This window comes from Streptomyces sp. NPDC053431 (assembly GCF_044544925.1).
In the GTDB taxonomy this organism is placed as follows: Bacteria; Actinomycetota; Actinomycetes; order Streptomycetales; family Streptomycetaceae; genus Streptomyces.
Genome location: NZ_JBITXX010000031.1, coordinates 1 through 12,316 on the forward strand (window position 1 = coordinate 1; position 12,316 = coordinate 12,316).

General features: G+C 72.4%; 16 protein-coding genes. 1 reads left to right on the plus strand and 15 read right to left on the minus strand.

What is annotated here, in order from left to right:
* The 8 genes from ACIGXE_RS35470 to ACIGXE_RS35505 form a co-directional block, all read right to left on the minus strand.
* Positions 1–358 (minus strand): homocysteine S-methyltransferase family protein (locus tag ACIGXE_RS35470; RefSeq protein WP_399754145.1); only part of this gene is annotated, 358 nt, incomplete at its 3' end.
* Complete coding sequence (locus tag ACIGXE_RS35475) at positions 355–1,392, minus strand: carbohydrate kinase family protein (RefSeq protein WP_399754146.1); 1,038 nt, start codon at positions 1,390–1,392, stop codon at positions 355–357. The genes ACIGXE_RS35470 and ACIGXE_RS35475, both read right to left, overlap by 4 nt.
* A gap of 89 nt (positions 1,393–1,481) precedes the next feature.
* Positions 1,482–2,705, minus strand: a complete 1,224-nt coding sequence (metK, locus tag ACIGXE_RS35480) for a methionine adenosyltransferase (protein WP_399754147.1) — start codon at positions 2,703–2,705, stop codon at positions 1,482–1,484.
* Positions 2,706–2,775: 70 nt separating this feature from the next.
* Complete coding sequence (locus ACIGXE_RS35485) at positions 2,776–3,021, minus strand: hypothetical protein (protein ID WP_399754149.1); 246 nt, start codon at positions 3,019–3,021, stop codon at positions 2,776–2,778.
* A 58-nt stretch (positions 3,022–3,079) separates the two neighbouring features.
* Positions 3,080–4,015, minus strand: a complete 936-nt coding sequence (locus ACIGXE_RS35490) for an alpha/beta hydrolase (RefSeq protein ID WP_399754151.1) — start codon at positions 4,013–4,015, stop codon at positions 3,080–3,082.
* Between the two features lie 103 nt (positions 4,016–4,118).
* A complete protein-coding gene (locus tag ACIGXE_RS35495; RefSeq protein ID WP_399754153.1) occupies positions 4,119–4,292 on the minus strand; it encodes a hypothetical protein in 174 nt (57 codons plus the stop codon).
* Positions 4,292–4,576 carry an acyl-CoA carboxylase epsilon subunit gene (locus tag ACIGXE_RS35500; protein WP_399754155.1) on the minus strand — a complete coding sequence of 95 codons (285 nt, stop codon included), beginning with the start codon at positions 4,574–4,576 and terminating at the stop codon, positions 4,292–4,294. Before ACIGXE_RS35500 ends, ACIGXE_RS35495 begins: the two co-directional genes overlap by 1 nt.
* A gap of 167 nt (positions 4,577–4,743) precedes the next feature.
* Positions 4,744–5,841 carry an NAD(P)/FAD-dependent oxidoreductase gene (locus ACIGXE_RS35505; protein WP_399754157.1) on the minus strand — a complete coding sequence of 366 codons (1,098 nt, stop codon included), beginning with the start codon at positions 5,839–5,841 and terminating at the stop codon, positions 4,744–4,746.
* 193 nt (positions 5,842–6,034) lie between these two features.
* On the opposite strand from ACIGXE_RS35505, the gene ACIGXE_RS35510 reads away from it, so the two are divergent.
* Positions 6,035–6,490, plus strand: a complete 456-nt coding sequence (locus tag ACIGXE_RS35510; RefSeq protein WP_399754202.1) for a MarR family winged helix-turn-helix transcriptional regulator — start codon at positions 6,035–6,037, stop codon at positions 6,488–6,490.
* Positions 6,491–6,566: 76 nt separating this feature from the next.
* Here ACIGXE_RS35510 and ACIGXE_RS35515 read toward each other — a convergent pair whose 3' ends face one another.
* From ACIGXE_RS35515 to ACIGXE_RS35545, 7 genes are all read right to left on the minus strand, one after another.
* The gene (locus ACIGXE_RS35515) at positions 6,567–7,700 is read right to left on the minus strand and encodes an acyl-CoA dehydrogenase family protein (protein WP_399754159.1); all 1,134 of its coding nucleotides are present in this window, start codon (positions 7,698–7,700) and stop codon (positions 6,567–6,569) included.
* Positions 7,697–8,329 carry an antibiotic biosynthesis monooxygenase gene (locus ACIGXE_RS35520; protein ID WP_399754161.1) on the minus strand — a complete coding sequence of 211 codons (633 nt, stop codon included), beginning with the start codon at positions 8,327–8,329 and terminating at the stop codon, positions 7,697–7,699. Before ACIGXE_RS35520 ends, ACIGXE_RS35515 begins: the two co-directional genes overlap by 4 nt.
* A 14-nt stretch (positions 8,330–8,343) precedes the next feature.
* Complete coding sequence (locus ACIGXE_RS35525; protein WP_399754162.1) at positions 8,344–8,925, minus strand: NADPH-dependent FMN reductase; 582 nt, start codon at positions 8,923–8,925, stop codon at positions 8,344–8,346.
* 104 nt (positions 8,926–9,029) lie between these two features.
* Positions 9,030–9,818: an SDR family oxidoreductase gene (locus ACIGXE_RS35530; RefSeq protein ID WP_399754163.1), complete on the minus strand. Its 789-nt coding sequence runs from the start codon at positions 9,816–9,818 to the stop codon at positions 9,030–9,032.
* 1 nt (position 9,819) lies between these two features.
* Entirely contained in the window at positions 9,820–10,500 is a 681-nt protein-coding gene (locus ACIGXE_RS35535; RefSeq protein WP_399754165.1) for an antibiotic biosynthesis monooxygenase, read from the minus strand.
* Positions 10,501–10,512: 12 nt separating this feature from the next.
* The gene (locus tag ACIGXE_RS35540; RefSeq protein ID WP_399754166.1) at positions 10,513–11,283 is read right to left on the minus strand and encodes an SDR family NAD(P)-dependent oxidoreductase; all 771 of its coding nucleotides are present in this window, start codon (positions 11,281–11,283) and stop codon (positions 10,513–10,515) included.
* A 61-nt stretch (positions 11,284–11,344) separates the two neighbouring features.
* Entirely contained in the window at positions 11,345–12,286 is a 942-nt protein-coding gene (locus tag ACIGXE_RS35545) for an LLM class flavin-dependent oxidoreductase (RefSeq protein ID WP_399754168.1), read from the minus strand.
* Between the last annotated feature and the right edge of the window lie 30 nt (positions 12,287–12,316).

The window sequence follows — 12,316 nt, forward strand, 5'->3', positions numbered from 1 at the left end:
CCATGGAGCCGAGCACCCAGCGCTGCCGGCCGGTGCTCGCGGTGAACTCGTCGGCCACCTCACGGGCGATCCGCGCACCGGCCTCGGAGAGCTCGAAGACGCGCTCCGGGATGTCGTACTCGCCGAGCGCGGCGAGGTTGGCGCCGAAGGTGTTGGTCTCGACGCAGTCCACGCCGACGGAGAAGTACTCGTGGTGGACCGAGCGGACGATGTCGGGCCGGGTGATGTTCAGGATCTCGTTACAGCCCTCCAGCTGCTGGAAGTCGTCCAGGGAGGGGTCCTGCGCCTGCAGCATCGTGCCCATGGCGCCGTCGGCGACGACGACTCGGGTGGCGAGTGCTTCGCGGAGGTCTGTCATGACGTGCCGTCCAAGCCGTTCAGGGCGTTCAGGGTCTGCGTCGCGGTGGGGTCGTCGAGGGCGTCGAGGGCCGGGGTGAGCTCCGCGGCCGCGGCGGCGCCGTACGCGCGCTCCGCCGTCGTCAGGAGGTGCTGCCGGTCGAGGCCGTACGCCTGCGAGCCGACCGTGGCGAGGGCCGCCGAGGCCACCACGCAGCCCAGGCGGGCGGCGGCGGCCAGCGGCAGCCGGTGGCTGAGGGCCGCGAGGAAGCCGGCCCGGAAGGCGTCGCCCACACCGGTGGGGTCGGTGACGGGTGCGTCGGGGACGGCGCCGACGACGAGCGGGTCGTGGCCGGCGCGGTCGACGCGTACGCCGTCGCCGCCCAGGGTGGTGACCCAGGCGCCGACCCGGGCGAGGACGTCGTCGCGGTCCCGGCCGGTGCGTTCGAGGAGCAGCGCGGCCTCGTACTCGTTGGTGAAGAGCCAGCGGGCGCCGTCCACCAGGTCGCGCACCTGCGGGCCGTCGAGGCGGGCGAGCTGCTGGGAGGGGTCGGCCGCGAAGGACAGGCCGAGGTCCCGGCACTCGCGGGTGTGCCGGAGCATCGCCTCGGGGTCGTTCGGGCCGACCAGGACCAGGTCGGGGCGCGGGCGCCCGTAGAGGGCGTGCGCCAGGTCGATGTCGCGGGCCTCCTGCATGGCGCCCGCGTAGAACGCGGCGATCTGGTTGGCGTCCTCGTCGGTGATGCACATGAAGCGGGCGGTGCCGCGCTCGGCGGAGACGTGGACGGCGCCGGTGTCGACGCCGTGCTCCTTGAGCCACACCTCGTACTCGGCGAAGTCGGCGCCCACGGCCCCGACGAGGAGCGGGTCGAGGCCGAGGCGGCCGAGGCCGAAGGCGATGTTGGCGGCGACGCCGCCGCGGCGCACTTCGAGGGCGTCGACCAGGAAGGAGAGGGAGACATGGGCGAGTTGGTCGGGGATGAGCTGGTCCGAGAACCGCCCGGGGAAGACCATCAGATGGTCCGTGGCAATGGATCCTGTCACCGCGATACGCACGTGAACTCCTGCACTCCTGTCGGTGGCCGGCGCCGGCCGGGCGGCCGGCCGGTCGTCCGGCCGCCCTGGGGGTCAGATTCCTGGGGTCGTCAGATGCCTGCGGCGGCCTTGAGCGCCTCGGCCCGGTCGGTCCGCTCCCAGGTGAAGTCGGGCAGCTCACGGCCGAAGTGGCCGTAGGCGGCGGTCCGGGAGTAGATCGGCCGCTTCAGGTCCAGGTCGCGGATGATCGCGGCCGGCCGCAGGTCGAAGACCTGGGTGATGGCCTGCTCGATGCGCTCCTGGGCGACGGTCCCGGTGCCGAAGGTCTCGACGAAGAGACCGACCGGCTCGGCCTTGCCGATCGCGTACGCGACCTGGACCTCGCAGCGGGAGGCCAGGCCGGCGGCGACGACGTTCTTGGCGACCCAGCGCATGGCGTAGGCGGCGGAGCGGTCGACCTTGGACGGATCCTTGCCGGAGAAGGCGCCGCCGCCGTGGCGGGCGTAGCCGCCGTACGTGTCGATGATGATCTTGCGGCCGGTGAGGCCGGCGTCGCCCATGGGGCCGCCGATCTCGAAGCGGCCGGTGGGGTTCACGAGGAGGCGGTAGCCCTCGGTCTCCAGCTTGATGCCGTCCTCGGCGAGCTGGGCCAGGACGTGCTCGACGACGTGCTCGCGGACGTCCGGGACGAGCAGGCCCTCCAGGTCGATGCCGGAGGCGTGCTGCGAGGAGACGACGACGGTGTCCAGGCGGACCGGGTGGCTGCCCAGGTACTCGATGGTGACCTGGGTCTTGCCGTCGGGGCGCAGGTACGGGACGGTGCCGTCCTTGCGGACCTCGGTGAGGCGGCGCGAGAGGCGGTGGGCCAGCTCGATCGGCAGCGGCATCAGGTTCGGGGTCTCGTCCGACGCGTAGCCGAACATGATGCCCTGGTCGCCGGCGCCCTGCGCGGACAGCTCGGCGTCCTCTCCCGTGCGGGGCGCACCCTCGACGCGGGACTCGTAGGCGGTGTCGACGCCCTGCGCGATGTCCGGCGACTGGGCGCCGATGGAGACGGAGACGCCGCAGGAGGCGCCGTCGAAGCCCTTCGCGGAGGAGTCGTAGCCGATCTCGAGGATCTTCTCGCGGACGAGCGTGGCGATGTCCGCGTACGCGGCCGTCGTCACCTCACCGGCGATGTGGACCTGGCCGGTGGTGATCAGGGTCTCCACGGCGACGCGCGAGGCCGGGTCCTGGGCGAGGAGGGCGTCCAGGATGGTGTCGCTGATCTGGTCGGCGATCTTGTCGGGGTGGCCCTCGGTCACGGACTCCGAGGTGAACAGACGGCGGGACATGTCTCTCCAGGAAGGTGGGTGGTGACGGCGGATCGGTGGGTGGGTGCGCGCGACGCTGCGCGCGGTGGGGTCAGTCGGTGCCGCGGAAGATCCACGGGTCCGGGGCCTCGTGCTCCTCGCCGGCGAGCAGCGCGGGCCGTACGACGGCCGGGGCGAGCGCGAGGTCGTCCTCGGCCGGCACGTGAGGGCCGCACGCCGGGGCGACGTGGTGGGCGCACGGCGGGACGTCGTGGTGGTCGCGCGCCGGTACGACGACGGGGCCGCGGGCCAGGACGTGCTCGTCGTTCTCCAGAGTGTCAAGCGTGTCGATGCTCATCTCTGCCTGTCTCTCGGTGGCTTCGGCGGCTTCGGTGGCTCGTGTCTCCGATCGGGGGTCACGGCACGGGGACCGGCAGGCTCACGGGCGGCCGGGCGGTGGGCCGCTGGGCCGGTGCCGCGTCCTTGGCGAGCAGGCAGTCCTCCAGGAAACCGAGGGCCTTGAGGTGGTAGGTGCGGGCCGCCCAGCCGAGGCTCAGGTTGTGCCCGGCGTCCCGCTGGTGGGCGATCACGGTGGTGGGTGCGCCCAGGGGGCGGCGCAGGGCGGCCAGGGCGTCGTCGTCGAACAGCCACCACTGCTCCTGCTCGGCGAAGGTGAACCGGACCGGGATGCGCACCCGCGCGGCGATCGCCGGGTACATGGCCGGCCACAACGGCCCCTCCTGTGCCTCCAGTTCGGGTACGGGGGAGACAAGGTGCCGGCCCTGCCGGAAGGCGTCCGGCGGGTAGAGCCGCAGTGAGCCCCAGTGGCGGCGCCAGTCCCCGTGGCCGTTCTGTCCGGGGAGCTGGTCGGTGCGGACGGCGAGGCGGCTGCCGAGTCCGGAGATGTCCAGGCCGAGCAGGCCGTCGCCGCGTTCCTCGGCGGCGGCGGCCAGGGCGAGCTTGCCGCCGTTGGAGTGGGCCACGAGGAAGAAGCCTTCGCCGGTGTCATGGCCGGCGGCGAAGTCGGCGAGGCCGTCGTGCAGCGTCGCCGCCTGCTGCTCCAGGGACTGGCCGCGCGGCAGCCAGGGGGCCGAACTCCCGTAGCCGGGCCGGTCGACGGCGAGGACCGTGTAACCGAGGTCGGCGCCGAGGGCGAGCAGGGAGAGGCCGGGGCGGGCCCGGCTGTCGAAGTAGCCGGCGCGCATGCCGCCGCCGTGCACCGCGACCACGACGGCCCTCGGCCTGCCGTGCCGCGGCTCGGCGATCAGTCCCGAGAGCGGGATGCCGGCGGCGTCGAGGGTGATCTCGCGGGTCCCGGAGGGGGATGCGGCGGTGTTCAGCGGGTCTGGCATGGGGTCAACTCCGGGCGGTAGATGGTCTCCGGTCTGCCCGGGGCCTCGGGTGCTCCGGGTCTGCCGGGTGCTCCGGGTGCCGCCCTCGATGCGGGTGCCGCCGTCATTTCCTGACCGTGGCCAGGCACCGGGTGAGGCGGCGGCGCACCAGGCGGCGCACCAGGTGGTGGACGGGGACGCCGGGCTCACCGGGGTACGGCGGCACCGCGCGCGTCGGGCCGGCCGGGGGCGCGTGCCCGCCACCGGCCGCGACCGCGCTCGCGTCGTACGTCCTCATCAGCGGCGCGTGTCGTCGCGCCAGCTGCGCGGCGTGCCGGCGCGGGTGCGGCGCTCGAGCCGCCGCCAGCGGGCGGTGCGGCGGCCGTGGGCCCCCGTGTCCTCGCCGGGGTGGTCGGTGCCGGCCTCGGCGTCCGGGCCGGTGAGGGCGGCCGTGCGGGCGAGCAGCACCGCGGTGAGCGCGGCGAGTTCGGTGGCGTCCGGGCTGCCCTTCTCGATGCGCAGGAAGGTGTCGGCGGGCCCGGCCGCGGGGGTGGTGGGTGTGGTGTCGGCGGATGCCGTCATGGGCGTCGTCTCCGTGGTCGTGGGAACGTGTCGGGAAACGCGAACGCCGCGCGAGCTCGCCGGTCCGTGGCGGGGGATCCAGGTGGACCGGCGAGCTCGCGCGGCGAGCTCGGGTGGTGCGGTGGTGCTGTGCGGTTGTGTGGAGTGTCGGCCGTCGAGGGCCGGCGTCAGGCGGCCGTGGGGCCCAGGGTGCCGACGAAGCGGCCGGTGAAGAGGTCCTGGCCCTTGTACTGGGAGACCATCTCGGCCGGGGCGACGAACGGGCCCTCGGGCGAGGGCAGCTGGCCGACGCCGCCCTTGGTGCCGAGCGGCAGGAGGATCATCGGGAAGCCGAGCGGCTGGTAGGTCTCGGTCGGCTCCTCGCCCTTGATCTGGGCGATGATGTTCTTGGCGACGACCTCGGCGTGCTGCATCGCGTAGCCGGCCATCTTGGCCTCGGCGAGGTCGGTGATGTCGCCGACCGCGTAGACGTGGTCGTGACCCTTGACGTTGAGCTTCTCGGTCACCTCGACCTGGCCCTGCGCGTTGAGGGTGGTGAGCTTGCCGTCGGCCAGGTACTCGTTGTTGATCGTGGTGCCGAAGGCGCGGTACCAGACGTCGGCGGAGATCTCGTCGCCGGCCGTGGTGGTGACCGTGAAGGCGCCGGCCTGGCCGGACTGGGTGCCGGGCTCGGCGGTCAGGGCGGTGCCGAGGCGGACCTCGACGCCCAGCTCGGCGAGCTGCTTGTGCAGGTCCTCGACGACCTCGGGCTTGAAGCCGGGGAGCAGCTCGGTGGCCGGGTCGACGATGGTGACCTGCTTGTCCGGCCAGACCTCCTTGATCTCGCCGGCGAGCTCGAGGCCGACCGGGCCGGCGCCGAGGATCAGCACCTTCTCGGCCTGGCGGAGCTCCTGGTGCGAGGTGCGGAAGTCCTCGAGGGCCTCGCTGGTGTCGGCGGCGGCCGGGTTGGCCGGGTAGGCGTAGTTCGAGCCGGTGGCCAGGACCACGTAGTCGGCGGCGACGTGCTCGCCCGAGGCCAGGGTGACGCCGGTGGGGTCGACCGATACGGCGCGGTCCTGGACGACCTTGCCCTGGGTCACCAGCGTCTTGAACGGGAAGAACATGTTGGGCGCCCACTCGGGCTGGGTCAGCGCGCGCAGCGACCCGGCCACGTTGGCGAAGGCGTCACGCGGGTCGATCAGGACGACCTCGGCCTCGGTCTCGAGGGCCTTGGCCACCGCGGCGCCCCCGTAACCTCCACCCACAACGGCGACAGTACGACTCATGATTCACGCTCCACAAACCAAGGAAATTGCGTCGGGTTCTGATGAAAGACGCTAGTGGTTCGTACTGCGAACCACAACACATAAGAACTTCAAGAACTACAGATCTTTGTTAAGAAGTGGAAGTTCCTGCTACGAACTTTCGATATTCGCGTGCTACGCTGGGCGCGTGGCCAAGCATGAAGACGACGGCAGGATGGGGCTCGCGGCCGCACTGGTGCGGTCCTCGTTCCTGGTGAACGCCGTGTACGCCCAGGCGGGCCGTGAGCACGGCCTCACGCCGCAGCAGGGCCAATTGCTGTGTGTATTGATGGCGCAGCCGTACGGCATGGGCGCATTGTGCTCGATGCTCGGCCTCGCCAAATCGAGCCTTACCGGACTCGTCGACCGCACGGAGAACAACGGTCTCGTCCGCCGCGAGCCCGACCCGCACGACAGCCGTGCGGTCCGGGTGGCGCTCACCCCGCGCGGGGCCCGGCTCGCCGACCGCTTCTACACCGACGCCTGCCGGCGCGTCGAGGAGCTCCCGGCCGGCCTCGACCCGGCGGAGCGCGACGCGCTCACCGGTCTGCTCGCCCGGGTCGTCCTGGACAACGACGGCCCCGTGGTCTTCGTGGAACCGGACCACGGGGCTGCCGCCGCCCGCGGCTGAAGGGCCCGCACGCCCTCACCGCCGCCCGTCCCCGGGACCCGCACGCCCCGAGGACCGTCTCGCGGCCGTCGCGTCCTCAGGCCGCGACCAGCCGCTGCGTGAACGCGAGCGCGGCCGGCTCGAACTGCAGAGCCGCGTGCGAGCCCGCCGCGTGCACGTCGCGCCAGATCCGCTGCATCGGGTGCTCCGTCGCCTGCCCGCGGGTACCGCTCACCTGGAACAGCCGGTCCACCGCGCCGACCAGCATCTCCACGGCGAGCGTGGCGTCCCGGTGGCTGCGCACGGCGGCGCCGTCCTCGGCGAGCCGGCCCAGGTCGGCGGTCTCGGCGACCCGCTCGAGCAGCAGCGCCGCCGCGTCGATCTCGCCCGCCGCACGGGTGTAGGCGATCCGGGCCGAGTCCCTGGCCGCCGCCCGGGCGACGCTCGGCGGCGTGGCGAGCTGCTGCTCGACGAGGCGCAGGGCGGCGCGGGCGGCGCCGAGGACGGGCGCCGCGAAGGTGAGGCCGTTCACCGCGAACAGCGGCGCCGTGTGCACGGAGGAACCGGTCTCCGAGGGCAGCACGCCCTGCCGCATGTCGTCCCAGACGAACGAGCGGTACTCGGGCACGAACGCCCGCTCCACCAGCAGGGTGTGGCTGCCGGTGGCGCGCATGCCGAGCGTCGACCACGACACCTCGTGCGTGAACGCGTCCTTCGGCACGGCGAACACCCGGATGGAGCGGTCGCCCGGACGCGGCGGCGCCGAGCTGAGCAGCGCCCAGTCGGCGAACTCCACACCGCTGACGTAGAGCCACTTGCCGGAGAGCTCCCAGCCGCCGTCCACCGGCTCCGCCGTGACCCCGGCCGCGACCATCGAGCTGACGACGCGGGTGTCGGCGCCCTTCGCCCACACCTCCTGCCGTCCCTCGTCCGGCAGGAAGGCGGTGAAGCGCCCGTTGTACGCCCACAGGGAGGCGAGCCAGGCGGCGGACGTACAGCCCTCGCCGATCGCGGCGACGGCCCGCGTCACCGCCTCGAAGGTGGCGGTCGTGGCGGCCGTGCCGTCCGGCCGGACCGGCGCGAACGCGCTGGTGAACCCGGCGGCGGCCAGCGCCTCCACGGTCCCCCGGGCGAGCCGGCCCGCCGTGTCGGCGCCGTTGGCGCAGTGGCCCGCGGTGCCGGCCGCCGCCTCCAGCGCCTCGGCGTCCTGCCATGTCGCTTCGCGGCTCACACACGCTCCCTGATGTACTCGATCTCGCTGAAGTAGAGCTCGACGGTGACGCCGTCGAGCTCGTCCAGAGGGGACGGCTCCTTCGGCCGGCTCAGGAAGGCGCGGAAGCTCTCCTCGTCCTCCCACTGCGCGTACTTGACGACGTACTCGCCGGACAGGCCGCGGTGCACGGCGTGGGACACGTAGCCCGGCGTGCTCGCCAGCTCCGGCGGGTCGTACGTCATCTCCTTGAGCACCTCGGCCTGGTCCTCCGGCCTCGCCTTGACCACGATGACCACGGTGAAGCGGCGCTCGTCGAGGGAGATGCGCGGCTCGGGCCGCCAGGTGTGGACGACCTCGCACGGGATGTTGTCCAGCCGGGAGACGTTCAGGGCGCTGCCGAGCCGGCCCTGGGTGGCGCGCTCGCTCATGAAGGCGTCGTAGGCCTCCTTGCTCTCCCACTGCGCGTAGTTGACGACGGACCTGCCGTCGAGGCCCCGGTGGAAGTTGCCCGAGATCAGGCCGGGCTGGACGTTCGCCGGCGGCAGGCTGCGCCACTGGTCGAACAGCACCTGCTGCCCTGCCGGGTCCTCGGTGTGAAAGATGTTGAACAGCGTGAAGTAGCCGTCCTCCACCCTGATGGAACTCATGACTCTCCCTGGTCTCAGGCGGCGTACGGGCGGGTGGTGCGGGCGTCCTTGAGGGCGGCGGCCCACCACTGGAGCTTCTCGAGCATGACCTTGGCCGGCACGGCGGCGTCCGGCGCCCGCAGGACGCCGTCCTCGCCGATGTGCTGCCACACGCCGTGGAAGCTGACGGTGTCCCGGATCGTGGCGGCGTGCAGCTCGGCGAACACCAGGCGCAGCTGCTCGACGGCCCGCAGCCCGCCGGACAGTCCGCCGTAGGAGACGAAGCCGATCGGCTTGGCCTGCCACTCGGCGCGGTGCCAGTCGATCAGGTTCTTCATCGGGGCGGTGAAGCTGTGGTTGTACTCGGGGGTGATCACGACGAACGCGTCGGCCGAGTCGAGCCGCTCGGCGACGGAGGCGAGCAGCACGGCCGATTCGGCCCCGGGCTCCTGCGTCAGCGACAGCGGCAGTTCCACGTCGGCCAGATCGAGGACGTCGACGTCGAACATCGCGCAGGACTCGGCCTCCTCGACGAACCAGCGCGCGACGGCCGGACCGGTGCGGCCCACGCGGGACGAACCGATGATCACGGCAAGGCGCAGTGTTTCCTCGGACATGTTTTTCCTTCCTGTGAGCCAGTACCGGGCACGGCGAGGGGAACGGGGGGCGGGTGCGGGGCGCGCGGGGTGCCGCGGCCCCGCACCCGGGGGACGGTCCGTCGTCAGGGACGGCCGCCGTGGCGGATCGCCTGCATCTGGCCCACCCACACGTCGGCGTCGGCGGCCCGCTGCCGGAAGGACTCGGCCGAGCCCTGGTGGGTGAACACGTGGATCCGGTTCTCCTCGATGGCCTCGATGGCGGCCTTGGCCACCTGCTCGGGCTCCAGGACCTCGGAGACCTCCTTCAGCTTCGCCAGCTGCTCGTTGCTGCTGACGCTGGCGGCCAGCATCGGGGTGTTGACCGCCTGCGGCATCAGGCACGAGACGCCGAGGCCGAGGTGGCCGTACTCGACGGCGAGGTACTCGGCGAACGCGACGGCGCCCATCTTGGCGACCGAGTACGGCGCCGCGCCGAACGCGGTGAGCACGCCGCAGGCCGCGATCGTCTGCACCAGGTGTCCCTGGCCGGCCTCCAGCATCGCCGGCACCACGGCACGGGCCGCCCACACGTGGGACATCATGTTGACGTCCAGGGCGCGCTTCCACTCCTCGTCCGAGGCGTCGTAGCTGCCGGTCACGGTGAGGCCCGCGTTGGACACGAAGATGTCGACCGAGCCGAACCGTTCCCTGGCCCGGTCGACCAGGGCGCGGATCGACGCCTCGTCGGCGACGTCCGCCTGCACGGCCAGCGCCTTCGCGCCGATGCCGGCCGCCACCCGCTCGGCGCCGGCGGCGTCGATGTCGGAGACGACGACGCCCCGGGCGCCGGCGGCGACCAGGGCTTCCGCGATGGCCTTGCCGATGCCGCTCGCGGCACCGGTGACCACGGCGACACTGCCTTCGACCTTCATGTCACAGACTCCCGAACGGGTTGGTGATCACATAACGCCACTCGCCGCGGGCGTTCTTCTTGAGGACGTCGAGACCGCGGCCGGTGCCGGTCATCTCGGGCTTCGAGGGCACCTCGATGCTCCAGTCGATGACCAGCGCGGCGGTGTCGCCGACGATGTAGCGCTCGGCGACGGTGGCCGACAGCCGCGGCTGCAGCTTCAGGAACTCGACGACGGCGGCGCGGTGCTCGGCGCCGCTGACGGCCTTGCCCGGCTCCCACACGGCCGCGGCGCCCGGCGCGTACACCGCCATGATCGCGTCGATGTCGCGGGCGGCGTAGGCGTCCAGGTAGCGCTGGTTCATCTCGGCCGGGTCGGCCGGCTCCGAGCCGGCCTCGGGCGCGGTGCCGGTCAGCGTCAGCTGCCGCACCTCCAGCTCCTTCGCCAGGTAGGCCTCACGGCCCTCGAGGAACTCCTGCATGTACGGCTGCGCGAGGTGCCGGTCCAGGTCCGCGCGGGTCGCCCAGATCTCGTAGAACACGAAGAGGGCCGGGTCCTGGGCGTCCTGGTTGATCCAACTGCCCAGGCAGCCGGGCTCGGTGCGGGAGCGCTCGGCGAAGGACACGAGCAGCGCGCCCAGTTCCTCCGCCTTCTCCGGCTTGGCGTGGGCGAAGCCCACCGCCGACTGGATCTCGTTCTGCATGGTGGGGGCTCCTCAGCCGAGAAGGGTGCCGCCGGTGGCGTCGACGAACGAACCGGTCATCCAGCGGGCCTCGTCGGAGGCGACGAAGGCGACGATGTCGGCGACCTCGTCCACCGTGCCGACCCGGTTGAAGGTCGACAGCGAGGACATCTGCTTGAGCGCCTCGGGGTCCTGGAACACCGGGTCGCCGTTGTCGGTGACGCCGGGGGCGACCGTGTTGATGGTGATGTTGCGCGCGGCCAGGACCGGGGCCATGTGCAGGGTGATCTGCTCCAGGGCGCCCTTGCTCATCGCGTACGCGATCTGGATCGGGAACGCGGAGTGGGTGACGCCGGAGGACACGTTGACGATGTGGCCGCCGTCCGGGATCAGCTCCAGCGCCTTCTGGATGAGCAGGAACGGCGCCTTGGCGTTGATGTTGTAGCAGTTGTCGAGGATCTCCTCGGTGACCGAGGCCGGGCCGGCGCCGGCGAAGCCGGTGGCGGCGGCGTTGTTCACCAGGATGTCGAGCCGGTCCGAGCCGGTGAGCTCGACCAGACCGGCCTTGGTGCCGTCGAGCAGCTGCTCGATCGCACCCGGCTGCCCGAGGGACGCCTGCACGGTGAACGCGCGGCCGCCGGCCTCCTCGATGAGCGCCACGGTCTCCTTCGCGGCGGTCTCGTTGCCGGAGTAGTTCACGGCGACGACGGCACCGTCCTGCGCGAGGCGCAGGGCGATGGCGCGACCGATGCCCCGGCTGGCGCCGGTGACGAGCGCCGTCTTGTTCTCAAGCCTGTTGCTCATGGAAGAACCCTTCGGATCAAAAGTCTGGGAAATGCGATGAGGAGCGGAGGAGGTGCCGGGGTCAACCGACGTGCTTCGCGACGGCCTCGCGCACGGCCGGCGCGATCTGACCGGCCCAGGCGCCGAGGGACGCCAGGTCGGGGGTGCCGCCGCGGGGGGAGAAGAGCATGAAGCCGGACGCGCCGTGCTCGACGACGGCGCCGGTGAGCTCCTCGACCCACTGGCCGACGTCGCCGCCGATCCAGCGCCCGTCCCGGTCGCGGGTGGTGGCCAGCGGCCGGGCGGTGATCTGACCGGGGAAGTTGAAGATGGTGCGGACCTCGCGCGGGTCGCGGCCCACGGAGCGGGCGGCCTCGTCGACGACCGGACGGGACGCGCGGTAGCGCGGGCTGAGCCAGTCCGCCGCGTGGCCCGGGATCCAGCCGTCGGCCACCCGGCCGGTGGCGGCGAGCGACTTGGGGCCGACCGAGCCGGTCCACACCGGCGGGGCGGGGACGGGCGCCGGGTCGATCTGGCTGACCCGGTAGTGGCGGCCCTGGAAGGTGACCGGCGGGCCGCCGCCGGACAGCTTCTTCGTGAGGACGATCGCCTCCTCGAAGGCCTCCACGGCTTCGGCGGGGGAGAGCGGCTCGACGCCCATGTCGGCGATCCGCTCCCACAGACCGCCGGCGCCCATGCCGAGCACGACCCGGCCGCCGGACAGCGCGGACAGCGTGGTCACCGTGCGCGCCAGCATGGCGGGTGGCCGCGTCGGCAGGTTGCTGACGTTGGCGAATCCCGCGAGGTGCTGCGTGCGGCCGATGACGAAGCCGACGGTGGCGTACGCGTCCAGGCGCTGGCCGATGTAGGGGTGGTCCGACAGGGAGAAGAGGTCGAGCTTCTCCCGGTCCGCCAGCTGGGTCATCTCCAGCAGCGTCGGGGTGTCTCCGATGACGCTGTGCGCGCCGAAGCCGAAGACGACGTCGCGCGAGGTGGGTGCGGACCAGGTCGACGGTGTTGCCAAGGGGAATCGCCCTTCACTTCTGTACGGACC